This window comes from Mesorhizobium sp. M0854, assembly GCF_040319815.1.
Lineage (GTDB): Bacteria > Pseudomonadota > Alphaproteobacteria > Rhizobiales > Rhizobiaceae > Mesorhizobium.
Window position 1 is genome coordinate 1 of the sequence record NZ_JAMYOL010000040.1, and the last position, 23766, is coordinate 23766.

A 23766-nucleotide genomic window follows, 5' to 3' on the forward strand; every position below is an offset into this window, starting at 1 on the left:
AGGCGAGGAGGTCGCGTCGACCTTAATCAAGACGCTTCGGTGCGAGTGGATCCACGGCTTCATCGCCGACTTCTTCAACACTATCCACCCATAGCCGAAACTTCAAGCTGCGATCACAGGCGATGATCGGCAATCTGCTTGAAATCATAGCGCATGATCGGGCGGGCCGGCGTTCTGCGAGCGACGACCCTGAACCCGGCGCGCGCGAAGGTGGAGGCATATCCGCTGCCGGAAGCACTCGGCGATACGTCGGCCTCGAAAGGATAGGCTTCGAGCGCAGGCACATTTGCGCGCCTTGCGATTTCCAGAGCCTCTCCAATCAGCTGGGATGTTACGCCTCGCCTGCGGTATCTTTTTCGCACGTAGAGGCAGGACAAAGACCAGACCGGCTTGTCATCCACGCGCTTGAGCTGCCACAGCCGATCGAGCCAGGGCAGGGCATCTCGCGGTGTCACCTGGCACCAGCCGACAGCTGTATCGCCGTCGAAAGCGAGCAAACCCGGAGGCGGACCATGCTGGACGGCCTGCCGGAACGCTGCCTTGTTTTCCTCGCGGGGTCGCTTTCGATAAGAACTGCCGATCCGTCCGTACATACACCAACAGCGACTGCAGACGGCGCTGTCACCGAACAGGTCCTCGAGCGCCGGCCACAGATCGGGCGTTAATGGGCGAAAGCCAAGTGCCATGTCAGCCGTCATCCGCTGTTGATGTTGCTCAGTCTAGCCTGCACTGCGCGCTAACGCATCATAGGTTGCGGTCCATGCGGGGATGTTCAAACCGGGGTTTCACTCAGCGTCCCTGTCGTGCTCCAGCTCAGCGCAGAAAACCAAGCACGGCCTCCATGAACTCGGCGGGGTACTCGACATTCGACAAGTGGACCGCGGGCAGGACAACCAGTTTCGCGCCGGGCACCATCGCCGCGATCAACTCGCTATGGCTGGCGGCTGTCACAGTGTCGTGCCGGCCGGCGATCACCAACGTTGGCCTGGAAATCAGCGCTACGGTTCGGCGAAGGTCCGCATCGCGAACCGCCGCGAACAGACCAGCCAGGCCTTGCCGGTCGATGGCCAGCAGCATGGCGCGAAATTCTTCGATGACGGGCTCGTTGGCCGCCAGCATACGCGCAGGAAACCAGTTGCCCAGGAACATCTCGGCGGTTTCGGACATATCCGGCGCCTGCAGCACGGCGGCAATCCGCTGGTCAAACTGCTTTGCCGGTCCGAGGTAGGACGAGGTGTTGCTCAGGATCAAGCGCTCGATCCGCTCGGGCGCGTGGATGCCGAGCCACTGCCCGACGAAGCCGCCCAACGACAGACCGAGGAAGTGTACGCGTTCAATGCCCAGGGTGTCGAGCAACTCGATCACGTCGCGGCCAAGCCGGTCGAGCGAATAAGCGCCGGCCGGAACGCTCGACCCTCCGTGGCCGCGAAAATCATAGCGCAGAACACGGAAATGGTTCGACAGCTCGCCGACCTGCATGTCCCACATCCGCAGCGTCGTGGCGATGGAATTCGACAGCATCAGCACGGGCTTCCCGGCGTCGCCGTCGATGCGGTAGGCGATGCGTGTGCCATCGCCGACGGTCACGAAATCCAGCTCATTCATGGTGAATACACCTTCCTTCTTGGAGCGTTGAATGTGGCAAAGCCTAGCTGCGGCGCGCTTTTGAGGATATTACAAAGATAGGACTATCTCTGTAATAGAAGCTGACATGGCCGAATTCACTTTGCACGACCTGCAATGCTTCGATGCGGTGGTCCGCTGCGGCGGCTTTCAGCCTGCGGCGGCCATGCTGCATCGCTCGCACCCGGCTGTGTTCGCAGCCGTTGCAAAGCTGGAGCGGCAACTCGACCTCGTTCTCCTGGATCGCAGCGGCTATCGCGTGCGCCCCACCGAGGCAGGGCTGTCGTTCCATCGCAGGGCACAATCGCTGCTGCGCGAGCTCGAGGGCTTGCGGCTTCATGCTGCTCAGCTGTCAATGGGCGAAGAAAGCGAGATCCATGTGGTGATCGGCGACCTTTGCCCGCGTCCGCAGGCATTGGGCATGCTCGGACGGTTCTTCGCCCAGTGTCCGGGCACACGCCTGCATCTGCACTTCGAGGCGGTGGGCGGCCCGTGGGAGCGCCTCTTCGATGACGAAGCCGATTTGATCCTGCACTGGATCGACAAGACCGATCCGCGGGTGGAATGGATCGATCTGTGCAAGGTGCCCTTCGTCCCAGTAGTGGCGTCGGGCTTTCTACCGGAGCGGATCAAGCACCCCATCACGCCGGATCAGATGCACGCGTTCACCCAATGTGTCATGCGCGACACGGCCCGCCATTCACCGCAACAAGACTACTTCATGATCGAGGGTGCGCCGCAATGCATGGTGGCCGACCAGGGGATGAAGAAGGAAATCATCCTGCAGGGCCTCGCGTGGGGCCACATGCCCCGCTTCCTGATCGAGGATGAGCTGCGCGACGGACGCCTGCAATCCGTTGCCGGCCGTCATCTGCCAGGCCGCACCGAGGAGTTGGTGGTGGCGCGCCGCCGCGACCGGCCGCACGGGCCGATCTCGAACCGTCTGTGGGATCATATCGAGCAAGAGGCGCCGACGTTGCGTCGAGCGCTCGAACGTCGGACACCTGTCCAGTAGGCGGCCAGCCGGGGCTCAGCGAGGCCGTTCGGAGGGCCAACCACCTGCTGCTCTTCACTGACGTAATTCACGCCTCCGCGCTGCAATTTGCGCATCCGGAATGGGCAATCGCCTTCGACGTGGACCAGGAGGCCGCAATCGCCACACGCAAGAAGGTGCTCGACATGGTGTCGGCGGATGGCCTGCTCGTCGCAGGCATGCACCTGCCCTTTCCAGGAATCGGTCATGTTATTCGCGAGGGCAACGCCTATGCCTACGTCCCGCTCCGCACAGCATCTTTTAAACACTGTCGACCGATAGCCGAACCTCAGGCCGCGACACTGTTCAGTGGCGCGTTGACCTGCCCGTGCCATGACGATACGGGATCGGGACAATCGGCTTCGAGAGGATTGGCCAAATGGTGCATTACGCGGACGGGCGGTCGATCGGCGATCTGACGCTCAGGACGCTGGCCATGCCTTCCGACGCCAATGCGGCAGGCGACATTTTTGGCGGCTGGGTGATGGCGCAGATGGATCTCGCCTGCGGCATCCGCGCCGCCGAGCGCGCCAAGGGCCGCGTGGTGACGGCGGCGGTGAAGGAAATGTCCTTCGCCAAGCCGATGAAGATCGGCGACACGCTGTGCATCTATACGCATGTCGAACGCGTCGGCCGCACCTCGATGACGCTCAAGGTCGAGGCCTGGGCGCAGCGCTATCTCTCCGACCTGATGGAGAAGGTCACCCATGCCGACTTCGTCATGGTGGCGCTGGACGGCGAAGGCAAGCCGAAGGCGGTTCCGGCCGAAGGCTGACCCGGCCTGATTCCAGAAGACGGATTTAAACAGCCGTCTCTCCCGCGCGGGGGATGCGGACAGCGATCCCGCGTGGTCTTTGGCTAACGGGTTTCCCGCATGCGCGCCTGCAGCGCGACCGACGGGATATTGGGAGGAAAGACAATGCGTCAACACATGCTGAACGCTGCCCTGGCGGGTGCCTTTGCAGCCTTGCTCTGCCTGTCGTCCGCAAGCGCTTTTGCCGAGGTCAAAAAAGGCGATCCAGGCGCCACCTGCACGTCGGAAAACCGCACCATCAACGGGCAAGCGGCCAAGTGCGAGATCTGCTCGGCGACGAAATGCGACACCAGCGGCACGACGGTGAGCAATTGCCGCAAGGAGACGACCACGACCTGCACAATTGGCGGCAGGGTGGTCAGTCCCAACCCGAAATGGAACCGGATCGAGAAGCTGCCGAAGACCAAGATGCAGTTACAGCAGTAGCGCTCATCCGGAGGCTCCCGGGCAGGTTCAAACCTTTGCAGCACAAGGGTTCAGCTGTGCATGGCGTCGAACTTCTCGCGCGCCGCCTTGACGCGCTCGGTGTTCTTGCGTGCCCATTCGCCGAGCGCATCGACCGGCACCAGCAGTTCGTAGCCAAGATCGGTCAATTCGTAGTCGACCCGCGGCGGGATGGTCGGGAACACGGTGCGTGTAACGAAGCCGTCGCGCTCGAGCCCGCGCAAGGTCGTGGTCAGCATCTTTTGCGAAATCCCGCCGACCGCGCTGCGCAACTCGTTGAAACGCAGCGGCCCGTTGCCAAGCTTGCCGACCACGAGCACCGTCCATTTGTCGCCGACGCGCTGCAGGATTTCCGAGATGGCGCGGCAGTCCTCGGTGCGGTGCGGGTGCCTTGGTAACAAAAAAGTGCCTCCTTGCACATTGAGCGGCCAGTTACTCATATAGCTCAGGTATCTAAACGATACCAGTATTCCTGTAAGGAGAGCCCCTCTATGTCAAAACCCAAAATTGCCATCGTCATTGGTTCGACCCGCGCCGCGCGCTTTGCCGACGTCCCGGCCGAATGGATTGCCAAGATCGCCAAGTCGCACGCCGACATCGACGTCGAAGTCGTCGACCTGCGCGATTTCCCGCTGCCGTTCTTCGATGAGGTCGCATCCTCCGCCTGGGCGCCGTCGCAGAACGAAGTGGCGCAGCGCTGGCAAAAGAAGGTCGCCGGATTCGACGGCTTCATCTTCACCGCCGCCGAATACAATCATGGCCCGACGGCCGTGCTGAAGAACGCCATCGACTACGCCGCCAACGAGTGGAACAAGAAGCCGGCCGGCTTCGTCGGCTATGGCAGCGTCGGTGGCGCGCGCGCGGTCGAGCAGCTGAGGCTGCATGCGGTCGAGTTGCAGATGGCGCCGGTGAAGTCCGCCGTACACATCTCCTGGGCCGATTTCCTTGCGGTCAAGCAAGGCGACAAGAAGCTCGACGAGTTCGAGCACCTCAACCAGGCGGCAACCGCGCTGGTCAACGACATTGCATGGTGGGCCAGGGTGCTGAAGACGGCGCGTCAGGCCGATGCCGTCGCCGAGGAAGTCAAGGCGGCCTGAGCACAGGTTCGAACAGTCCTCCCAAGGATTAATTCTTCCAACCATTGGGGCGGCGCATGCGCCGCCCCTTTTGTTTACACAGCATGGGCGTCCTGCGCTTGCCGTGGTCTGATGATGCAATCGGCAAGGCGGTCCATCTCATTCAGCTCGTCCGCGTGATGCTGGCCCCACTGGCAAAGTGCCAGCAGGATCGGCTCGAGGCTGAGGCCGAGCCGCGTCGCCGAATATTCGACGCGCGAAGGTATCTCGGCAAAGATCTCGCGGCGGACGAGGCCGTGCTCTTCCATTTCGCGAAGCTGCTGGATCAGCACTTTCTGGGTGATATCGGGCATCAGCGCCTGCAGCGCCGACAGCCGCCGGGGCGCGTCGAAGAGATGGTACAGGATGACCGCCTTCCAGCGCCCCGAAATCACTTTCAGCGCGCGCTCCGCCGGCAGCATCGGCAGTCTCTTGATCGGCTTGGCCATGGTCACCTCCCGGTCAGCAGCGGACAAATTGGTGTGTAGTCGAAGCCAGGCAGATAGTGGCAAACAGCGGCCGATGCCAACAGCTATCGGTGCATGCGATGAGAGCCATTCAACTGAGCCGCTTCGGCGGGCCCGACGTTCTCGACATAGTCACGGTGCCGAAGCCTGAGCCGCAAGCCGGCGAGGTCCTGGTCCGCGTTCATGCGGCCGGGGTGAATTTCTTCGAAGTGCTGATGCGCGCGGATCGCTATGCGGTGACGCCGCAACTGCCGATGATCCCTGGCGTCGAGGCCGCCGGGATCGTGGAGGCGCTTGGGCAGGGGGTGGACGCTTCCTTGCTCGGCACGCGCGTCGCCGCGCCGTTGTTCGCCTCGAGCCGCCCGTTTGGCGGCTATGCCGAGTATGTGACGATCGACGCAAGCCTGGCCGTGCCCTTGCCGGATTCGCTCTCGTTCGAAAACGCGACGGCATTGATGGTGCAAGGACTGACGGCATTGTATCTATCGTGGCAAAGCCCGCCCGCCCGCAGATCGGTGCTGGTCGCCGCTGCCGCGGGCGGCGTCGGTTCGTTGCTCGTCCAGCTTGCCAAGCGCGCCGGCGCAGGCCGTGTCATCGCGGCAGCCGGCAGCAAGGCCAAGCTCGACCTTGCTTTGTCGCTGGGAGCCGATGCTGCCGTCGACTACAGCAACACGGATTGGCCGGTGCACGTCCGGGCGGCGACAGACGGCGCCGGCGTTGACATCATCTACGACATTGTCGGCGGCCCGCTGACGGGGGTTGCGCTGGAGGCTCTGGCACCTCGCGGAGAGTTGGTGTTTGCAGCACTCGGCAGATACGCGCTCGGCGCCCCGGAGATGGAGGCGATGATCGGCCGCAACCAGTCGCTGAAGGGTTTTGCCCTGCTGCCGTTGCTGTCTACGGACGGGCTCCGTGACGGCCTTTTGGAGCTGTTCGATCTGGCCGCTGGTGGTCAGCTTGTGGTGACCAAAGGTGGCCGCTTCCCGCTCGACCAGGCCAGCCACGCACATCGCCTGCTGGACGAGCGCGGCGCGACCGGCAAAGTCGTCTTGATACCTTAGTAGGTGCTCGGCAAGGAGCCGAGGATCCGGGCTTGTGCCGTTCCGGCCGTCAGCGAACCCGGTAGAACGGATTAGGCAGCAGGAACAGCTTCTCGGCATGCCCACCGAACAGGTCGGATGGCTGGTCACCGACATTGGCAATTATCGTGTAGCCGGCCTTTTCGATTTCGGCCCTTATGGGTGCCTTGAAATCTGCGGCGGAGCCGTATTTGGCCCCAGGCTGGACCATGTAAAGGTGCTCGTAGCCGGCATAGCCGGCCGACTGCAGGTTCTGTTCGGTTGCCTGACGCTGGTCCTCCGGACGTCCGGTGATGAAGAACACCGCGACTTTCGCCGTTCGTGCCTGCCGGAAAACCTCCAGCACCGGGTCGATCGCCGGATCCTTCGCAAGCTGATCCCAGGCGGCCCAGCCACAGGGACCGTCGATTGCGATGTCGCAGGCGCCGCCGATCGGGCGGCCGAAATTGTCACGTGTGATCACTTCCCAGTTGGCCAAAGCCGTCTCGTCGATATCGAGCACCAGTGCGGGGCGAGGCACCTCCATTGCGCGCTTGACGACCCAGTCGCCTGCCTGCTTCGCCACAGCGGCAAGGTCGCGATCATAGTCGCCGGAATCATGATAATTGGCAGCCGCCAGCATCGCATCGCCGACATTGGCCGGCTGGGACGGGCTTGTGAAAAGGAGCGAGTCGGAACGTGCCGGCGCAGGAACATTTGTGCCAATCATCAGCACGATTGCACCGGCACGCGCAATTCTATTCCAGCCAATCGCCCGCATCACGGGACTTTGCGGTCACGAGAAGTCGGCTGTCAAGCGAGGTCTTCCACAGGTCCTCGAGACCGCGACGCTGAATTGGACATTCCAGATGCCGAATGTCTCTATGGGTTGCTGCACGCTACACGATTTCCCCGTCGCGGTCTTTCCCTCCGACAGGTGACGCACCGCCGGAACCGCCGGTCGAAATGCGTCACCCGAAAATCATGGCCGTCACGCGCTTTGCCGTGCCCTACGCCGCCTGAACGATCTCGACCAGTTCAACGTCGAACACGAGATCGCGTCCGGCCAACGGATGATTGCCGTCGAGCTTGACGCTGGTGTCGTCCACGCCGACGACTGTTACCGGCATCGGGCGCCCTTCCGGGGTTCTGACCTGCAGTCGAGCGCCGATATCGACATTGATGTTGTCTGGTACGCGGGCGCGGTCGACGGTCATGACCGCTTCGGGGCGGTGGGGGCCATAGGCGGCCTCGGCGGGAATGGTGACGGTGCTTTTCGCGCCCACCTCCATACCCTCGACATGGGTTTCGAGACCGGCGATCACTTGTCCTTCACCCAACGTGAATTGCAGCGGTTCGTTGCCGGAAGAATCGAACTGAGTGCCGTCAGCCAGGCGGCCATTGTAATTGATGCGCACGGTGTCGCCATTCTTGGCCTGTGTCATGATAGCCATCCTTTGAAAGTTTCGAGGGGCCGGCCAGAGCTCACGGTCCCGTCCTCGATCATCCACACACTTAGGTGCGCGGCGCGAAACGCTAAAACTAGGGACCTGGCTGCCGATGTAAACCCCGATTGCGCGACGCCGGCATGACCCGCCGGCGTTCGTCGCCTTCGGCAGCAATGCACCGGTCTAGCAGTCATGCCGGCTCAGCCCATCCAGGCGGCGTGCAAATGGCGGCTAGATCAGGTTATGGCCGCCATCGATGCGGATCGTCTCGCCGGTCGTGAAGTCGCTTTCCATGAGGTAGAGGTAGGCGGCGGCGACGTCCGCAGCGGTCGGAATTTTTCTCGATGGCAACCGGGCAGCCATGTCGGCAAAGAAGCTGGATTTGGCTTCTCCAACAATGTCCCACATCGGTGTATCGACCCATCCGGGCGACACGACATTGACGCGCGTCGGGGCCAGTTCGAGCGCCAGGGCGCGGGCGAAGTAGCTGAACGAACCGGCAATCGCAGAGACGACCGAGCCTCCCGGCACCGGCGGCCGATCCTTATTTATTCCCGAGGTGAAGGTCATCGAGCCGCCGGCTTTCAGGGTGCGCACAGCGTGCTTGGAAAGCATGACGGCGCCAATCAGCTTGTTATCGACGAAGCCTCGCACAGCCTCCATGTCGGTACTGCCGATGGGATCGACGGGCGGCAGTGTTCCGGCGGTCGATACGAGGTGATCGAAGGGACCGACCTCGTCGAACAGGCGAGCGACGTCCGCTTCGTCGGTCATGTCGGCGACCACGCTGGTCACGCGGCCCGCATTGAGCGTCCGTTCGGCAGCCAGCAGTTTCTCGGGCGAGCGTCCGACGATCACGACCTTCGCTCCGCCGTTGAGAGCAGCTTCCGCGACGCCGAGACCGATGCCGGAACTACCGCCGACGACGATGACTTTCCTGTCCACGAGCGATGTCATGAGGGTTCTCCGTTCGTTGCGATTGCGGTGAGGGTCAGGCCTTGCCGGCATATGCGGCTTCGAGGTCGGCGATGATGATCTTGCGCATCCCGTACATCGCCTGCCGGACGCGGTTGGCCTTTTCGCGGTCCGGATCGGCACTCAGCCGCGGCAGGATTTCCGGGATGACCTGCCAGTAGACGCCGTATCTGTCGGTGAGCCAGCCGCAGGGTTGTGCCCTGCCGCCGCCGGCGGTGAGCGCCTCATAGTAGTAGTCGGTCTCGGCCTGGTCCCTGGTCTCGATGTAGAGCGAGAGCCGCTCGTTGAAAGGCGGCTGCGGCCCGGCATTGAGCGCTGTAAGGTGCAGACCCTCGAGCTCGAAATCGAAGGTGGCATGCGGGACCGTCTTGTTGGTTCCGGACACCCAGTCGGTATATTCGAGCGTCTGGAGCGCTTTGCTGTTCTTGAAGACCGAGAGATAGAAATCGCGGGCCTCCTTGAACCAGAGGAATGGGTGGATGGTGGCCATGTCCGTTCTCCGTTAATTCCTTGCGGCAGCGATCTTTGGCGAAGGGCCTGTCCGCTGTTGCTTTCGTTCAGGCTAGCGGTGGTCCGACGGCCGATAGATCGAGCCGTCCCAGTCGCGGGCAAATCCGAGGTCTTCGAGCCGGCGGGTCGAGAAGCGTGCAATCTGCCGCCCAGTCCGGCGCCGGCTGCTCGAGGCGAGGATGCGGCCGGCCATGCCGGTCAGGACGTCGACGATCGGTTCAACTCGTTTGGCGTTCATGGTGCTCTCCCAGAGTGGCGGCAGTTTTGGTTTCAGCAGTTGCCCCGCGACTTTTGTCAGCGAGAGTATCAGTCACATCAAATTCGCCTTTTGCAGCGACGGTGAATGACTGATTACGCGAACAAACATGCCGGCTTCTGGCCTGGACGACAAACGACTTATCGGCGACAATGTGTGAGCGATGCTCACACATAGGGATCGGTCCATGCCCCGGAAGCTGCCTCCCCTCACCACCTTGCCGAGCTTCGAGGCCGCGGCGCGCCTGTTGAGTTTCTCCAAGGCGGCAGAGGAACTTCATGTCACCCACGGTGCGATCAGCCGGGCGATCAAGAACCTTGAGGATCAGCTCGGTGTGCAGCTGTTCGAGCGCGGTACGCGTTCGGTGAGTCTGACAGCCGTTGGCGAGCCCTATGCGCGGGCGGTGCGCGAGGCGCTCGCCCAGTTGGCCACCGCCACCGCTGCAGCAACAGCCCGCTATTCGAGCTCGACATTGAACGTCAGCACCTCCGATGGCTTCGCGGGGAGATGGCTGGTGCCGCGCCTCTATCGCTTTCACCGTGCGCATGGCGACGTCGATGTGCGGGTTTCGACAAGCGGGAAGCTGACCAACTTCCTCGGCGACGGCATCGATGTCGCCGTCCGTTATGGCAACGGAAACTATCCGGGGCTCACGTCAGAGTTCCTCACCGGCGAGGAGGTGTTTCCAGTGTGCAGCCCAAAGCTTCTTGAGGGTGCACATCCGCTCCGCACGCCTCAGGATCTCAAACACCACACGCTGATCCGCGACAGCTTTCCGATCGACTGGGCGACCTGGCTAGCAAGCGCCGGGGTCGAGGGCGTGGACCCGCAGAGCGGGATTACCTTCGACTCTGCCACCTTTGCCATGGAGTCGGCCGCACAAGGCGAGGGGGTGGTGCTCGGCCGGACCATGCTCGTTGCGGCCGACCTTGCCGCCGGGCGACTCGTCCGCCCCTTCGGCCACGCCCTGAAATCCCCCTCCAGCTTCTATTTCGTCTACCCGCCGGAGGCGATCCGTCAGCGCAAAGTCAAGGCTTTCAGGGATTGGCTGCTTTCAGAAGTCACGCCGCAAATGGACTGACGGGAAGGCCGGACCGGGTGATGCACCGACTTCCGCTTCGGGTCACCGCAGGACTGTCAGCCGCGCCGCGCCGCCTCGATCGCTGCAACGTCAATTTTCTTCATCTCCATCATCGCCTCGAATGCGCGCTTTGCTTCATCGCCGCCGGCGGCCATCGCTTCGGTCAGCACGCGCGGCGTGATTTGCCAGGAGATGCCCCATTTGTCCTTGCACCAGCCGCAGGCACTTTCCTGGCCGCCATTGCCGACGATGGCGTTCCAATAGCGGTCGGTCTCCTGCTGATCGTCGGTGGCGATCTGGAAGGAGAAGGCTTCGTTGTGCTTAAACGCGGGCCCGCCATTGAGGCCGAGACAGGGGATGCCGGCGACCGTGAACTCGACCGTCAGCACGTCGCCTGCCTTGCCGGACGGGTAGTCGCTGGGAGCGCGGTGGACGGATTTCACCGAACTGTCGGGAAAAATCTCGGAATAGAAGCGGGCCGCAGCCTCGGCGTCCTTGTCGTACCAAAGGCAGATCGTGTTCTTTGCGATTGTCATTGCTGGTCCCTTTGCTTTCGAAATCAATCTGGGCTTTTGAAATCAACCCGGGTTGCATCGGCGTTGCACCGGACATGGAAATGCGCTCGTGCCATCGACGTTCCGACAGCAGCAGCTGCCCGGAATCAAGGTACCACGGCTGGTGCTTTCAGGACCAGATACGGGCAGTGACTCGAACCGGCGATGGTCCGCCTGCTCCGACCGGCGGCCTCACTCTTTGCGTAGGGCAGCGCCGCTTTGCTCAAGGTCGCGCTGGCTTTCCGTTGGCGCGCCGTTGCCTCAGAAGGCGCATGAGCAAGTTCCGTCTGTCCTTGCGCGGGACGAGTTCGATATCGCTGACAAGTTTTGCGCCGCCCTTGTGCCGCTCCAATGTGATCTTGCGGCTGTGGAAGGCCTCCAGCTCGGCGCGGTGCGCTACGCTTATGATGGTGACCTTCGGCAATTCGCGAATAATCATCTCCATCATCTTGTCCTGGCTCTTCTCATCGAGTGCCGACGTTGCCTCGTCCAGCACGATGATATCGGGGCGGTGCAGCAGAAGACGCGCAAAGGCGAGGCGCTGCTTTTCGCCACCCGACAAGGTCTGGTCCCATGGCGCGTCCTCCTCGATCCGGTCGTTGAGGTAGTCGAGCCCCACCTTGTCGAGGGCAGCCTTGATCTTATCCAGCGTCCAGTTGTCGGCGGCGCCTGGATAGGCGACAGCGCGGCGAAGCGTCCCGGTCGGGATGTAGGGCCGTTGCGGCAACATGAACAACCGTCTGTCGGCGCGGATGTTGACGCTGCCGCTACCCCAAGGCCACAGACCCGCGACGGCCCGCACCAGCGTACTCTTGCCCGAGCCGGATTCGCCGGCGACGAGCACCCGCTCGCCTGGTTCGATCACGACCTCGGTTTCCTTGACCACGGCGGTGCCGTCGTCGAGCGACACGGAGAGATTGTTCAGGCTGAGCATCGCATCGCCGCCGGTCTCGCCGCGCTTTATGCGTCCCAGCGTGTTGCTCTGTTCCGCCCGCTCGAGCCCGTCGAGCGACATCATCAGCGAGGCGATGCGCCGTGCACAGGCGTTCCAATCGGCGAGACGGGGATAGTTGTCGACCAGCCATCCGAACGCGCCCTGCACGATGGCAAAGGCCGAGGCAGCCTGCATGACCTGTCCAAGTGTCATGCTGCCTTCGAGGAACTTTGGAGCGCAAAGCAAGACCGGCACGACAGGCGCAAACAGGCTCGACCCCTGAGACACCAGCGCCGTGCGCATGTGCTGGCCTGCAAGGAGCGCCCATTGCCTGAGCCCATGGGCAAATGTCTTGTCCATGCCGCTGCGCTCCTCCTCCTCGCCGCCGAGCAATGCGATGCTCTCGCCGTTTTCCCGCACGCGCGTCAGCGTGTAGCGGAACTCGGCTTCCGCCTGATTTTTTTCCTCGGAGAGGTGGACGAAATGGCGGCCAATGACCGCCATCGAAGTGGACGTGATCGCGGAATAGAGCACCGCGGTGATGACCAGGAAGCCGGGAATGGTGACGGTCGAACCTGCAATCGTCAGGGTCAGGGCGCCGCCGATCGTCCAGAGCACCACGATGAAGGTCGAGGCCGACAGAAATGCGACGATGACACCGGCGATGAAATCGACGGGCGATTCGGTGGCAATCCGCAAATCCTCGGCGATGCGGGCTTCGGGGTTGCTATGATCGCCGCCGACGAGGTTCAGCTGATAGTAGCGGCCGCTTGCGAGCCAGCGCGCGATGACCGCGGTGGTGAGCCAGGACCGCCAGCGGCGCTGTATCCTCATGCGAAAAAAGACTTGCGCCACCACAAGGCTGGCGCTTCCGATCACGAGTGGCAGGAATACGGCGCTCAGCCAATATACGGTGTGGGCATTGCGTTGCTCAATGGCGTCGAAAATTGCGCGATTCCAGACATTGATCCCATACTGGAAGCCGACATTGGCGACGATCAGGACCAACAGCCCGATCGTCAACGGCCAGGCGACCCTGTCGCCACTGCCGCTCCAGTAACCGCGCGCGCTGATCCAGAAGCGCTTAAGCAGGTATCTCTTGCGCGCCCGCTCGGCCTCTTCAGGTGTCAGCTCAGGATCGGGTTCGGTGACATCCGGCGGCGGCGCGGGCTGGCCGACGACCTCTGACGCGACTTCGACCGTCGATTGTTTCTCGTGGCGCGACTTCTCGGCATCGCGCGTTCGGGCGCCGTCAACCGATTTCAGCTTAAATTTAGCCTCGGGCATCCGGCGATAACGGCTTAAAAATCAGAAGGTTTCATAGCGTCCGCTCGAGATCCCGGATGCCAACAACGCCAAGGCTTCTCAGCTGTTCCGGTGCTCGCAGCAGCCTATGGCCGTTCTCGATGACAGGCTTTGATCGTCGCGGCAGTTAACCGCAGGTGCCGGCTACGGGGTGGAATCCGGAAGTCTGCTGGAATGAGGTTAAACGGCGACCCTTGGGATCAATCTGCTGGACGAGCAGTCTCGACAATTCGCTTCAGGCTCTCAAGATTTGTTCGCATTGCCGCGTTCGAAGAAGCTGGACGCAAGCGGCGCGAGAAGTGCCATCGGCCCGGGAAGCCCTTTCCCGGTAATCGAAGCCTCGAAGTGGAGATGCGTCCTGTGGCCCGTCGGCGCCAGCCGAAAGGGGTAGGTGAATGGTGTCGGCCCGCTCAAGCTGGACAAAGTCAGTAGTGCATCGACTTCGAACTCGGTGATCTCCACGATGTTTGCGAGGAGCTGCCCGGCACTGCTTTGCCGGCGAGCATCCGCTGCTCAGCCTGAACGTGCCGTCGCTGAATTCCGGAACAAGGGTGCGATTTTGCCGTTGAGCCAGAAACTGGGAGCGACCCGCATGTCCGAATTGCCGAATGAAGAGATCGAAGGGCGGCTGAACGCCCAGCGCGAGACTTTGGCGCTGGTCGTCGCGCTGCTTGCCAGCAAGGATACGGCACCCGAGCGAATATGGGCCGAACTGGAGGCCCGATTTCAGTTTCAGAACAGTCAGGAGGACCCCGGCGTTTTGCCTAGCCGTGCGTTTGCCATAGAGGCTGCGAAGATGCGGGAGTTCAAGCTGATCGCCGAAGAGGCGCGGGCGCGCAATGCGGAATGGAACGACAGGGACAAGCCACAGGGCGCCAGCTGAAACCGCGGCGAGTGGATGCAAGACCGGCTATTTTACGATGACTGAGCAAGCGTCAGCTTTGCTGCAAAAGTGTACCTGCCAACTCTTGCCATTCCTCGTCAAGCGTCAAGGTCGACGGCGCCGCGTTGCTGCGGCGATACCAATATTCCGCATTCGACTGGTCGCCTTCCTTGCGGTGGAGATAGGCATGCACGTGCATGCCCGCCGTATCGTCGCGCTGCTGCGCGCACTCGTGCGCCTTAGCCCAATCGCCCTTTGCATCCCACCACAGCGCCTGCAGGGCAGGGCTCAAGCCGGCTGGCGGCTGTGGTTTCGCAATCGATTCCCTGAAGGCTTGCAGATCCATCTTTCCACCTTAGCGACGGTGCAGGCGCCGATAATAACCGCGCCGGCAGCCGACCGCTAGCGCGCATCGGGCGGTATGGCCGAAATGGGTGTCGGCAGCGCTGAGCGCGGACGGCCGATAACCGCGCGGCCGGAGGCTTGATTCGATGGCGTGCATGAAATAGTGCGCGCCACGACACCATGATGCCTGGGACGACGAGGATGAGTAGCGAGCCGATGACAGCCTCCGACCAGCCGCGCCAATTCTACCACGGCACGCGGGCCGATCTTAAACCGGGAGACCTGATCGAAGCCGGTTACAGCTCCAACTACGGCGCGCGAAAGCAGGCAGCCTGGGTCTATCTAACCGGCACTCTGGATGATGGACCATCTCGAACGGCTGAGGGCACAAGGCATCGAGGCAATCGATTGATCGCTGAGTCCTGCGATTGCCAAGCTTGACCTGGCTGACGGTCGGCAGTCTCATTTCTGCGTCGCAGCCGCCGCAAAATACGGCTCCACGTCCGCAATGGGGCCGCGAGTTGTCGTTGCTTGCAGGGCTGGAGAGCGGATGCTCCTTTTCATCTGGCCGCGAACGTGATGATCTCTGGGCTCGAAGGGCCAAGTGGGCTGCCGTCAAAGTCGCCGAATTGCTGTTCGATCCGTAGCCCCGCGTTCCCCAGCAGGCTCGATAAGGCGTCCGTCTCGAGGAATCGCAAGGTGCTGCGACTAACTTGCGGAAGGCTCGGATGCTTTCCGCCGAACCTGTGGGTGAATGTCACCGTCTGTCCATCGAACGGCACGATCACCTCTGTTGTGATCTGCACCAGCGACCCGTCAGGCAGCTCAACGACGACCGCATTTTCGGGTGTCCAGTGCTCCCACGCCCGCACCGAAGGGTTCCGCGTTTCGAACGCGAAGCATCCGCCTGGGACAAGGGCGTGTCGGACAGCCGCCATGAAATCCCTCAGGTCTTCGTCGCTGACAAGGGCCTGGAATGCGTGCCCCGTCATCACAATGAGATCAAATTCGGCTGTCCAGCCGGCCGATTGGAGATCGCCGAGAACCCATTCGATATCCGCGCGCGTTCGTGCGCGATTCAACACGACGGGTGCTGGGTCGATGCCGCAGAGCCGCCCTGAATGTCCGGCCAGGCGTGCCTCGTGAAGGAGGGTGCCCGTTCCACATCCGACATCAAGCACCGCGTCTGCTGTTAGAATGCGGGGCAGGTAGAAATCATAGTCGTCGCGCGCAGATCTCGGGTGCCAGGCATCGTAGACGGCAGCGAGATATGGGTCGGCGAAAAGCTGGTCGACCATAGGCGGTATTCCCAATCAACTTTGACTGTGCGAGCGGTGTCGCCGCGAGCATATAGCCCATAAGTAGCGTCGATCCTTAGCGCACGACCTCGCGGTGGCCGCCGGGCAGGCGGGTGGCGATGAGCTTGTCGATGCGGCGGCCGTCGAGGTCGACGACCTCGAAGCGCCAGCCTTGCGCGTCGACACATTCGCCGGTCGCCGGCAGATGGTGCAAATGCGACAGCACATAGCCGGCGACGGTTTCATAATCGCGGCTCTCAGGCAGGTCGATGCCGAGGACCTCTGCCATCTCGTCGGCCTGCATGTAGCCGGCGAGCAGCCATGAGCCGTCCTCGCGCTTGACGGCGTTTTCCTCTTCGCCGGCGTCGAGATCCGAACGGAAGACGCCGGTGATCGCTTCCAGAATGTCGGCCGGGGTGACGATGCCTTCGAAATGGCCGTACTCGTCATGCACCAGCGCCATCGGCACGTCGGATTCCTTCAGCGTCGCAAGCACGTCCAGCGCGTCGGCCTGGTCGTGCACGATCGGCGCGGCCCGCACGTGCCGGCGCGGGTCGAGAGCGCGGCCGCCGAGCATTGCGGCCAGCACGTCGCGGGTCTGGACGACGCCGATCATGGCGTCGACGCCGCCGTCGCCGGCCGGCAGGCGCGAATGCTGGGTGTCCATCAGCAGCTTCCTGATGGCCGCCTCGTCGGATTGCAGATTAATCCAGTCGACCTCGGTGCGCGGCGTCATCACCGCGCGCACGGCACGGTCGCCGAGCCGCATGACGCCGGCGATCATCCGCCGTTCGTCGGATTCAATGGTGCCGTGGTGCTCGGCTTCGGCGACCAGCATCTTGATCTCCTCGTCGGTGACCTTATCCTCGCTCTGACCGCGCTGGCCAAGCAGCCACAGGAGAGCGCGGCCGGAAAAATCGAGCAGGAAGACCAGCGGCGCTGAGACGCCGGCCAGGATGGTCATTGCCGGGGCGACCCTGACGGCGACCCGTTCGGGGTCGCGCAATGCGATCTGCTTGGGCACCAGTTCGCCGATGATCAGCGAGCCATAGGTGATGAGGGCGACGACGATGCCGACGCCGAGCGGATCGGCGAGGCTTTCGCGGATGCCGGCCGACGCCAGGGAGGTGGCCAGCCGCTCGCCGAGCGTGGCGCCGGAAAAGGCACCGGACAAGACGCCGACCAAAGTGATGCCGATCTGCACCGAGGACAGGAATTTTCCCGGATTGGCGCCGAGCGCCAGGGCCCGGCCGGCGCCCTTGACGTTGCGGTCGATCATCGTCTTGAGGCGCGCCGGCCGCGACGAGACGATGGCGAGCTCGGACATCGACAGAAGGCCGTTAATGCAGATGAGGACGACCACGATGGCAATTTCAGCATAAAGCATGCCGGGTCCATAGCATTGCCGCGCTGTTTTCGAAAATAGGACGGTCGCGCTTTTTAAATTTAGCGAGCCGGGCAATCAGGCGGCACTCCTGCCGCATCCCAGGACGGCGCGGCAAAATGCTCGATCAGGACGTCGACGACGACGCGCACCTTTGGCGCGAGATTGCGTGTTACCGGCCAGATGGCATGCACCACGGTGTTTTCGACAAGACAGTCCGACAGAACCATTTCGAGCTCGCCGCGCCTGATGCTGTCGGCCGTCAGCCATGTCGGCAGATAGACGATGCCGCAGCCGGCCAGTACCGCATCGAGCATCGGTTCGCCGTGACCGAGCACCAGCCGCGCCTTGGGCGCGAATTTTTCGAGACGGCCGTCGGCATGCCTGACGGTCCAGGGATGGACCGTGCCGTCGCGGCCGTAGCCGATGAGGCTGTGCCTGGCCAGGTCCTCGATCGATTGCGGCCTGCCATGGGCGTCGAGATAGGCGGGGGCGGCGCAGACGCCCGAACGCTGGGCATAGATGCGGCGCGCGGCGAGCGACAAGCTGTCGTCGAGGTCGCCCATACGCACCGTCAGGTCGATGCCTTCCTCGATCAAGTCGACGCGCCGGTCGTTGAAGGAGATTTCCATCGTCAGATCCGGATATCTTTTGGAAATCTCGAACAGCACTGGGGCGACGCACCGGCGGCCGAAGGCCAGAGGCAGGTCGACACGAAGCCGGCCGGAAGGCACCTGCTTGCGGGAAGCGAGCAGCGACTGGGCGGCATCGATCTCGGCCAATGCCCTGACGCAGGCTTCGTAATAGCTCAGGCCCTCGCTGGTCGGGCTGAGGCTGCGGGTGGTGCGGTTGAGCAGGCGAACGCCTAATCGCTGTTCCAGCTGCGCGATCGACTTGCCGACCGCCGATTTCGTGACATGCAGCCGCGCGCCGGCGCCGGTGAAGCTTCCGGCCTCCACCGCGTGAACGAATGCGACGATGCCTTGCAAATTGGCCGATTCCAATGAAGCGCTCCTATTGTAGAGTTTTGCTCCTTAATCTGTTGCAGAACGTGCCACATGGAAGCACTTTTATCCATAGTGAAACGGCGTAAATGTCTCGCGCAATCATCAACCACGGAGCGCGAACCAAATGAGCACCGAAAACAGATCCTGGCAGATGAACGGTTTCGGCCTGTCCAGGTTGAAGCCGGCTGATGGAAAGCTGCCCCAAGCCGGGCCGCATGATCTTCTGGTACGCGTCACTGCGGTATCGCTGAATTACAAGGACAGGATGATCGTCGATGGCGTGCTGATACCGGACCTCAGCTTTCCGTTCGTGCCGACATCGGACGCGGTAGGCGAAGTAGTCGCCATCGGCAGCGAAGTCAGCCGCTTCGGCATTGGGCAGCGCGTGCTCGGCCAGGTGATCGCCGACTGGCCGGACGGCGACGCCCCGCCGGTGCTGCACAAGCATACGCTTGGTTCGTCACTGCCCGGCATGCTGTCCGAGCATGTGCTTTTTCATGAGGATGCCGCCGTGGCGGCGCCGCCGTCGCTCAGCGACGTCGAGGCATCGACGCTGCCGATTGCGGCGCTGACGGCGTGGTTCGCGCTGGTCGAGGCGGCCAAGTCGATCCCGGGCGAAACCGTTCTCATCCAGGGCACCGGCGGCGTGTCGCTGTTTGCGCCGCAATTTGCCGCCGCCTTCGGCCTGCGCGCCATCGTCACCTCGAGCAGCGACGAGAAGCTCGAACGGGCGAAGGCGCTCGGCGCCTGGCAAGGGATAAACTATCGCAGCCGGCCGGCGTGGGACGAGGCCGCGCGTGAGCTGACAAACGGCGCCGGCGTCAGCCACGTGCTGGAAATGGTCGGCGGCGACAATGCGCGACGCTCGCTCAACGCGCTGGGCGCCGACGGCCGGCTGTCGGTGATCGGCCTTCTCGGCAGCATGGAACTCAATTTTCCGGTCCTGCCGTTCATACGCAACCGGATCGTCGTACAAGGCATATCGATCGGCCACCGCCGCGCCTTCGAGCGAATGAACCAGGCGATCGAGACGCTCGCGATCAAGCCGGTGATCGACAAGGTGTTTGGCTTCGACGAGGTGCCGCAGGCATTTGAGCGTCTGGAGACAGGACCGTTCGGCAAGATCGTGATCACCGTGCCCTGAGCCCGTCGGGACGAAATGGCTGTCAGACGGGAAGGCCGATTGCGCGCCTACGGCAGTTGCAGCAGGACCCCGATGATGGCCCTGCCGTCGGTGAAATAGGGATCGCCTTCGCCGTTGCGCCCGGTCTTTGTGGCGCCGACGCCTGGTATCTCGCTGGTCGAGATCAGCATGCCGGCGGCGGAGAGGTCGCGCATCAGCCCGTCGCGCTCGGCGTCGACGTCGGGGCCGATATGATGGGTGATCGCGCCGGTGTCATGGCTGAGGCCGACGCCCCGGTCGAAGCTTGCCGAGCCGAGCCAGAGCGGCCGGCCGTCGTCTCCGGTCGCATCGGTCTGCCAGAAGCGGACGTGATGGCGCCGGTCGGCACTGTCGCCGACCGGCTTTTCGAAGGCGAGGTCCTGGGCGCGGCCTTCGAACAAAAGCCGGCTGACCGGCGCGTCGGGATAGGGGCGGTTGAACAGCACGCTTTCGCCGATCTCGATGGCGGTCTTCAGCGTGATGGCGTCTGCCGTATCCCAACCGGCGACGGCAAAAGCATGGACAAGCTCCTTCTTGGTGCCGACAAGGCCGACATTGATCGGATCGCCCGGAATACCTTGCGGCGTGTGCGTCACCATCTCGAATTGCTGATTGCGAAAATTGCGGTCCCGCAACGTCCAGAACTCAGGCGCGGCGAAATAGGCGAGCGAAAGATAAGCGGCACAGCATGCCACCAACCAGGTCGTTGCACGTCGTCGAAGGCTTCGTCGGCTCAAGAGGCACCACCCAAGCGTCTGCGCATCATCTTAACCGGCGCAGCAAGTCTTGGGCAGGGGCTGCAATCAGCGGCAGGCGCGATAGCCGTTCTTGCGGTTCTTGATGTCGAAATGGAAATGGTTGCGGTGATCGTAATTGTAGCCGGGGCCGAGCACGGTGGTGAAATACTGGCAGCCGTCGGCGCGGACATTGTTGAGGAAGCCGCGGGTGCGGAAGGCGAACAGGCCGGGCTTGCGGACGTCGATGTCGTCGCCATTGTTAAGCTCGATGCTCATCACGTCGAGCGCATTGCCCTTGCCGTGTTCCGACAAAACACCTTCGCCGGCAATCCTGCGGCAGGAATAGCTCGAGCCCTGGTGGATGGTCTTGACGCCTGAGAAATAGCGCCAGCGGGCCGACGGCACGAGTTCGTTCCTGGTCCAGCCGGCAAAGCTGGCGGCCATGTCGCAGGTCAGCGTCGCGGCCGGCTTCATCTCGACGCTGCCGATGGCCGAGACCTTGACCGGATAGTCGATGCCGCACTGGCCTTCATGGATCGGCGCAACATCGGTGTAGACGACGCCGAGGCGTTTCAATTCCTTGCGGCAATCGATCTCTGTGGCCGGCATCTGTTCGGCCGGCGACATCGGGTTGTCCAGGCGCGGATAGGCGGCGGTCATATAGGGGTTGGACGGGACGAGACGCTGCATACCCGAATATTGCGGCCCGGAATCTTGCGCGGCGGAATATTGCGGGTCGGAATTGGGCGGGACGGCAGCGGTCTGGCTGCCGACATCGACGGCCGGCTGCAGCGACAGCACGCTGCCGGTATTGCAGGCTGAGACCGCCGCCACGGCAAGCAGGGCGGCAAGCCTTCCGGCCATGCGCGCGCATTCTGTGTGCCGCGCAGCGGCAAGCGCAGCGCGAAATAGCCCGGCCATCGGAAGGGTTCCTGTCCCCAGATGGCACAGACTCTAAACCTGAAGAGTAAAGGAAAAATCAGCGGCGCCGTTCACGCCTGCGGCCAAATTGCGGCGCCCAGTACCGGCGGCCGGCGTCATTGGCAAAACGTGCCGCCATTGCGGCGCGGCTCGAGATCGAAATGGAGATGCAGCGAATGATCGGCATCGCTGCCGGGACCAAGCACGGTCTTGAACGGCCCGCAGGCCGCCTTGCGCACTGTGTCCAGGAATTTCGCGTCCTTTTCCGGCGGCGTTGGCCCGACATCGATCTCCTTGCCGTCGGAAAGCGTGAAGCTGGCGATGTCGAGCGCGTTGCCGAAGGCGTGCTCCGACAGTTTGCCGCCGGCGTGGCGCGGCCGGCAGACGAAGGCGGAGGCCTGGCCGATCGATTTGATATCCATGCCGAACTCGGCCTTTGCCGCAGGCTGGATGACCGAAGCAGCAAAGCGTGCGGCCGCTTCCGCCATCTGGCAATTGAGCTCTGGGTCCGGGCCGATGGCGATGGATTTGCCGAGCGTCTTCAGCACGATCGGGTAGGGGATCGAGCAACCGACCGCCGTATCATGCTCGGGCTTGCGCTCCTCGAAATCGACGCCCATCGACTTCAGCCGCCTGCGGCAGGCCAACTCCTCCGGCGGCATTTCTTTCCCGGCAATGGCGACCGATCGAGGATCTGGAAGGATTTTTTGCTCCGCCTTCTCGTCTGCCTCGGCGGGGTTTGGTGGCGCGACCGATGGGTTTGCCGGCGGCTCGGCCTGCGCCGGCTTTTCAGGCGGCTGCGGTGCGATCGCCGGTGGCTCCGGCTGCTCGGTCTTGGACTGGCCATTTTGAGGCTGATCGTTTTGAGGCTGACCGTTTTTGGGCCGCTCAGCCTCCGGAGCGGGGCGTGGTTCGGGGACCGGGATCTCGGTTGGCGATGGCGAAGTGGCTTCCCGGTTGGGCTGGGGAACCGGTGCGGTTTGCGGTAGTTCGGGCGCCTTGGCTAATGCAGGTCCCGCCAGCAGCGACGCCGCCGCAACGGCGAGCATCAGTCTGCACAATCCGGAAAAACCAAACGCCGCCATCAGCTCGCAACGGCCAGAATGCAGGGAAGTTGCCTTGGACGAAGGTTCGAGGCGATCACAATCGGTAACCGCGCCGTCACGCGCCGATCGCCTCCAGGCCTTCCTCGAGCCAGTCCGCCAGCAGCGGCATGCCGAGCAGATATTTTGCCGTGCGCTTGTTGGCGCGCTCGCGGGCGGCGGACAGCGCGTCCGTCCATTCCGTCGCGTCATAGTCGCCGCGGCCGACCCAGGCCAACGCAATCAGTTCGGCCGCTTCGTCGACATTGAGATCGTCGATCAGCTCGCGCAATTCTTCTTCGGTGAGATCTTCGGAGCTTTCCTCGGCAAGGCCGTCATGATGGTGGTTGTCGTGCGCGTTGCCGTCGAGCTCTACCTCGTGCTCGGCGCCGTCGGCATAGTCTTCGTTGACGGCGGCGCTGAGCGCCTTCGCCTTCAGGATGAACAGGCGCACGGTGTCGGGACCGATCGAAAGCTCCCAGTCTCGTTCAACGCGTTGCTGCACCGGCCGTCTCCCTGCTTCGTGCTCGGTCGGCCCGATGATAGCGGATTTGCAGCGCTCGTCACGTTATCTTGCGCGGCGGCGTTGATCGTGAGCATGATTTCCGATGCCCTCTCTTCCCGGGATAAGATGGCCTTGCTGGGAGAGATCGCGGTTTTGAGATAGGATGGCATTTTCCGGGGACGAAACGGCTTCGGCCCGGCGTTAGTGTTGCATTGTCAGGTTCAAAGGAGAGTGTAATGCGCAGACGATTGCTGATTTACGCCATGGCCATTGCCGCCCTGCCGCTGATTGCGGCTCCGGCGTTTTCGGCTGGTGAAGGCGGGGGAGGTGGTGGCGGCGGCGGCGGCAATGGCGGCGGCGGCCAGAGCCAGTGCAAGAAGGGGCAGGCCTGGGACAAGAAGCAGAAGAAATGTGTCTCGCCGAAGCAAGGCATGTTGGATGACGACAGCATCTATGATGCCGGTCGCGCGCTGGCGATGGATGGACGCTACGACGAGGCGATCGCCGTGCTCAGCCTCGCCGCCAACAAGCAGGACCCGCGCATCCTCAACTATCTCGGCTATTCGCACCGCCATTCCGGCCGCGTCACCGTCGGCCTCGGCTATTACGAGGAAGCGCTGCGCATGGACCCGAATTACACGCTGGTGCGCGAATATCTCGGCGAGGCGCACCTGCAGATCGGCGATCTTGCCGGCGCCCAGGAACAGCTCCGCGAGATCGAGAAGCGCACGGGCAAGGGGTCTCGCGAATACGGCATGCTGTCGGAGCAGATCGATCACTTCATGAGGAGCTGATCCGCCTTCCGGAACGCTGCTCATAACCGGC

The 23766-nt window shown here is 62.9% G+C and carries 30 protein-coding genes; 10 read left to right on the forward strand and 20 right to left on the reverse strand.

Going from position 1 to position 23766, the window contains the following annotated elements; genetic code table 11:
- Nucleotides 1-113: 113 nt before the first annotated feature.
- On the reverse strand, nt 114-686 hold the full coding sequence (locus NKH99_RS30070) for a GNAT family N-acetyltransferase (RefSeq protein ID WP_353017458.1): 573 nt from the start codon (nt 684-686) through the stop codon (nt 114-116).
- A gap of 127 nt (nt 687-813) precedes the next feature.
- The gene (locus tag NKH99_RS30075; protein WP_353017460.1) at nt 814-1605 is read right to left on the reverse strand and encodes an alpha/beta fold hydrolase; all 792 of its coding nucleotides are present in this window, start codon (nt 1603-1605) and stop codon (nt 814-816) included.
- A gap of 106 nt (nt 1606-1711) precedes the next feature.
- Between NKH99_RS30075 and NKH99_RS30080 the strand changes: the two genes are divergently transcribed.
- From NKH99_RS30080 to NKH99_RS30090, 3 genes are all read left to right on the forward strand, one after another.
- Nucleotides 1712-2638 carry a LysR family transcriptional regulator gene (locus NKH99_RS30080; RefSeq protein WP_353017462.1) on the forward strand — a complete coding sequence of 309 codons (927 nt, stop codon included), beginning with the start codon at nt 1712-1714 and terminating at the stop codon, nt 2636-2638.
- 397 nt (nt 2639-3035) lie between these two features.
- Entirely contained in the window at nt 3036-3431 is a 396-nt protein-coding gene (locus tag NKH99_RS30085; protein ID WP_353017464.1) for an acyl-CoA thioesterase, read from the forward strand.
- A gap of 144 nt (nt 3432-3575) precedes the next feature.
- Nucleotides 3576-3896, forward strand: coding sequence for a hypothetical protein (locus tag NKH99_RS30090; protein WP_352541039.1), 321 nt, complete (start codon nt 3576-3578; stop codon nt 3894-3896).
- A 50-nt stretch (nt 3897-3946) separates the two neighbouring features.
- Here NKH99_RS30090 and NKH99_RS30095 read toward each other — a convergent pair whose 3' ends face one another.
- Nucleotides 3947-4315, reverse strand: coding sequence for a winged helix-turn-helix transcriptional regulator (locus NKH99_RS30095; RefSeq protein ID WP_023678378.1), 369 nt, complete (start codon nt 4313-4315; stop codon nt 3947-3949).
- Between the two features lie 90 nt (nt 4316-4405).
- Here NKH99_RS30095 and NKH99_RS30100 point away from each other — a divergent pair, with 90 nt between their 5' ends.
- On the forward strand, nt 4406-5011 hold the full coding sequence (locus tag NKH99_RS30100; RefSeq protein WP_352469781.1) for an NADPH-dependent FMN reductase: 606 nt from the start codon (nt 4406-4408) through the stop codon (nt 5009-5011).
- A 74-nt stretch (nt 5012-5085) separates the two neighbouring features.
- On the opposite strand, the gene NKH99_RS30105 is transcribed toward NKH99_RS30100, so the two are convergent.
- Nucleotides 5086-5478, reverse strand: coding sequence for a winged helix-turn-helix transcriptional regulator (locus tag NKH99_RS30105; RefSeq protein ID WP_352450464.1), 393 nt, complete (start codon nt 5476-5478; stop codon nt 5086-5088).
- A gap of 98 nt (nt 5479-5576) precedes the next feature.
- Here NKH99_RS30105 and NKH99_RS30110 point away from each other — a divergent pair, with 98 nt between their 5' ends.
- Nucleotides 5577-6557: a quinone oxidoreductase family protein gene (locus tag NKH99_RS30110; protein WP_353017466.1), complete on the forward strand. Its 981-nt coding sequence runs from the start codon at nt 5577-5579 to the stop codon at nt 6555-6557.
- A gap of 49 nt (nt 6558-6606) precedes the next feature.
- On the opposite strand, the gene NKH99_RS30115 is transcribed toward NKH99_RS30110, so the two are convergent.
- From NKH99_RS30115 to NKH99_RS30135, 5 genes are all read right to left on the reverse strand, one after another.
- Nucleotides 6607-7197 (reverse strand): HAD family acid phosphatase, encoded by a 591-nt coding sequence (locus NKH99_RS30115; protein ID WP_353017468.1) that lies wholly within the window; start codon nt 7195-7197, stop codon nt 6607-6609.
- A 367-nt stretch (nt 7198-7564) separates the two neighbouring features.
- Nucleotides 7565-7999 carry an FKBP-type peptidyl-prolyl cis-trans isomerase gene (locus NKH99_RS30120; RefSeq protein ID WP_352468461.1) on the reverse strand — a complete coding sequence of 145 codons (435 nt, stop codon included), beginning with the start codon at nt 7997-7999 and terminating at the stop codon, nt 7565-7567.
- Between the two features lie 234 nt (nt 8000-8233).
- Nucleotides 8234-8959: an SDR family oxidoreductase gene (locus tag NKH99_RS30125; protein ID WP_352775099.1), complete on the reverse strand. Its 726-nt coding sequence runs from the start codon at nt 8957-8959 to the stop codon at nt 8234-8236.
- A 34-nt stretch (nt 8960-8993) separates the two neighbouring features.
- Complete coding sequence (locus tag NKH99_RS30130) at nt 8994-9467, reverse strand: VOC family protein (RefSeq protein ID WP_353017470.1); 474 nt, start codon at nt 9465-9467, stop codon at nt 8994-8996.
- A 72-nt stretch (nt 9468-9539) separates the two neighbouring features.
- Entirely contained in the window at nt 9540-9725 is a 186-nt protein-coding gene (locus tag NKH99_RS30135; protein WP_353017472.1) for a DUF1127 domain-containing protein, read from the reverse strand.
- 205 nt (nt 9726-9930) lie between these two features.
- Between NKH99_RS30135 and gcvA the strand changes: the two genes are divergently transcribed.
- On the forward strand, nt 9931-10824 hold the full coding sequence (gene gcvA, locus NKH99_RS30140) for a transcriptional regulator GcvA (RefSeq protein ID WP_352450458.1): 894 nt from the start codon (nt 9931-9933) through the stop codon (nt 10822-10824).
- Nucleotides 10825-10880: 56 nt separating this feature from the next.
- Here gcvA and NKH99_RS30145 read toward each other — a convergent pair whose 3' ends face one another.
- From NKH99_RS30145 to NKH99_RS30155, 3 genes are all read right to left on the reverse strand, one after another.
- Nucleotides 10881-11354 (reverse strand): VOC family protein, encoded by a 474-nt coding sequence (locus NKH99_RS30145; protein ID WP_352450557.1) that lies wholly within the window; start codon nt 11352-11354, stop codon nt 10881-10883.
- Nucleotides 11355-11601: 247 nt separating this feature from the next.
- Nucleotides 11602-13599: an ABC transporter ATP-binding protein/permease gene (locus tag NKH99_RS30150; RefSeq protein WP_353017474.1), complete on the reverse strand. Its 1998-nt coding sequence runs from the start codon at nt 13597-13599 to the stop codon at nt 11602-11604.
- Between the two features lie 261 nt (nt 13600-13860).
- On the reverse strand, nt 13861-14079 hold the full coding sequence (locus tag NKH99_RS30155) for an SRPBCC family protein (protein ID WP_353017476.1): 219 nt from the start codon (nt 14077-14079) through the stop codon (nt 13861-13863).
- A gap of 130 nt (nt 14080-14209) precedes the next feature.
- On the opposite strand from NKH99_RS30155, the gene NKH99_RS30160 reads away from it, so the two are divergent.
- A complete protein-coding gene (locus NKH99_RS30160) occupies nt 14210-14500 on the forward strand; it encodes a hypothetical protein (RefSeq protein ID WP_352980372.1) in 291 nt (96 codons plus the stop codon).
- Nucleotides 14501-14552: 52 nt separating this feature from the next.
- Here the strand turns inward: NKH99_RS30160 and NKH99_RS30165 are convergent, their stop codons facing one another.
- Entirely contained in the window at nt 14553-14846 is a 294-nt protein-coding gene (locus NKH99_RS30165; RefSeq protein ID WP_352683531.1) for a hypothetical protein, read from the reverse strand.
- Between the two features lie 215 nt (nt 14847-15061).
- Here NKH99_RS30165 and NKH99_RS30170 point away from each other — a divergent pair, with 215 nt between their 5' ends.
- Entirely contained in the window at nt 15062-15286 is a 225-nt protein-coding gene (locus NKH99_RS30170; RefSeq protein ID WP_352771009.1) for an NAD(+)--rifampin ADP-ribosyltransferase, read from the forward strand.
- 119 nt (nt 15287-15405) lie between these two features.
- Here NKH99_RS30170 and NKH99_RS30175 read toward each other — a convergent pair whose 3' ends face one another.
- From NKH99_RS30175 to NKH99_RS30185, 3 genes are all read right to left on the reverse strand, one after another.
- Nucleotides 15406-16143, reverse strand: coding sequence for a class I SAM-dependent DNA methyltransferase (locus NKH99_RS30175; RefSeq protein WP_352819948.1), 738 nt, complete (start codon nt 16141-16143; stop codon nt 15406-15408).
- Nucleotides 16144-16219: 76 nt separating this feature from the next.
- Nucleotides 16220-17530 carry a hemolysin family protein gene (locus NKH99_RS30180; RefSeq protein ID WP_352541053.1) on the reverse strand — a complete coding sequence of 437 codons (1311 nt, stop codon included), beginning with the start codon at nt 17528-17530 and terminating at the stop codon, nt 16220-16222.
- A 59-nt stretch (nt 17531-17589) separates the two neighbouring features.
- Nucleotides 17590-18531 carry a LysR family transcriptional regulator gene (locus tag NKH99_RS30185; RefSeq protein ID WP_353017479.1) on the reverse strand — a complete coding sequence of 314 codons (942 nt, stop codon included), beginning with the start codon at nt 18529-18531 and terminating at the stop codon, nt 17590-17592.
- Nucleotides 18532-18658: 127 nt separating this feature from the next.
- Between NKH99_RS30185 and NKH99_RS30190 the strand changes: the two genes are divergently transcribed.
- A complete protein-coding gene (locus NKH99_RS30190) occupies nt 18659-19678 on the forward strand; it encodes a zinc-dependent alcohol dehydrogenase family protein (RefSeq protein WP_353017481.1) in 1020 nt (339 codons plus the stop codon).
- Nucleotides 19679-19725: 47 nt separating this feature from the next.
- Here the strand turns inward: NKH99_RS30190 and NKH99_RS30195 are convergent, their stop codons facing one another.
- From NKH99_RS30195 to NKH99_RS30210, 4 genes are all read right to left on the reverse strand, one after another.
- Nucleotides 19726-20433 carry an LssY C-terminal domain-containing protein gene (locus NKH99_RS30195; RefSeq protein WP_352835620.1) on the reverse strand — a complete coding sequence of 236 codons (708 nt, stop codon included), beginning with the start codon at nt 20431-20433 and terminating at the stop codon, nt 19726-19728.
- A 66-nt stretch (nt 20434-20499) separates the two neighbouring features.
- Complete coding sequence (locus tag NKH99_RS30200) at nt 20500-21354, reverse strand: extensin-like domain-containing protein (protein ID WP_353017483.1); 855 nt, start codon at nt 21352-21354, stop codon at nt 20500-20502.
- Nucleotides 21355-21470: 116 nt separating this feature from the next.
- Entirely contained in the window at nt 21471-22403 is a 933-nt protein-coding gene (locus NKH99_RS30205; RefSeq protein ID WP_352770995.1) for an extensin-like domain-containing protein, read from the reverse strand.
- A 112-nt stretch (nt 22404-22515) separates the two neighbouring features.
- The gene (locus tag NKH99_RS30210) at nt 22516-22941 is read right to left on the reverse strand and encodes a DUF3775 domain-containing protein (RefSeq protein WP_023678354.1); all 426 of its coding nucleotides are present in this window, start codon (nt 22939-22941) and stop codon (nt 22516-22518) included.
- 236 nt (nt 22942-23177) lie between these two features.
- Here NKH99_RS30210 and NKH99_RS30215 point away from each other — a divergent pair, with 236 nt between their 5' ends.
- Nucleotides 23178-23735: a tetratricopeptide repeat protein gene (locus NKH99_RS30215; RefSeq protein WP_352816115.1), complete on the forward strand. Its 558-nt coding sequence runs from the start codon at nt 23178-23180 to the stop codon at nt 23733-23735.
- The last annotated feature ends 31 nt before the right edge of the window (nt 23736-23766 follow it).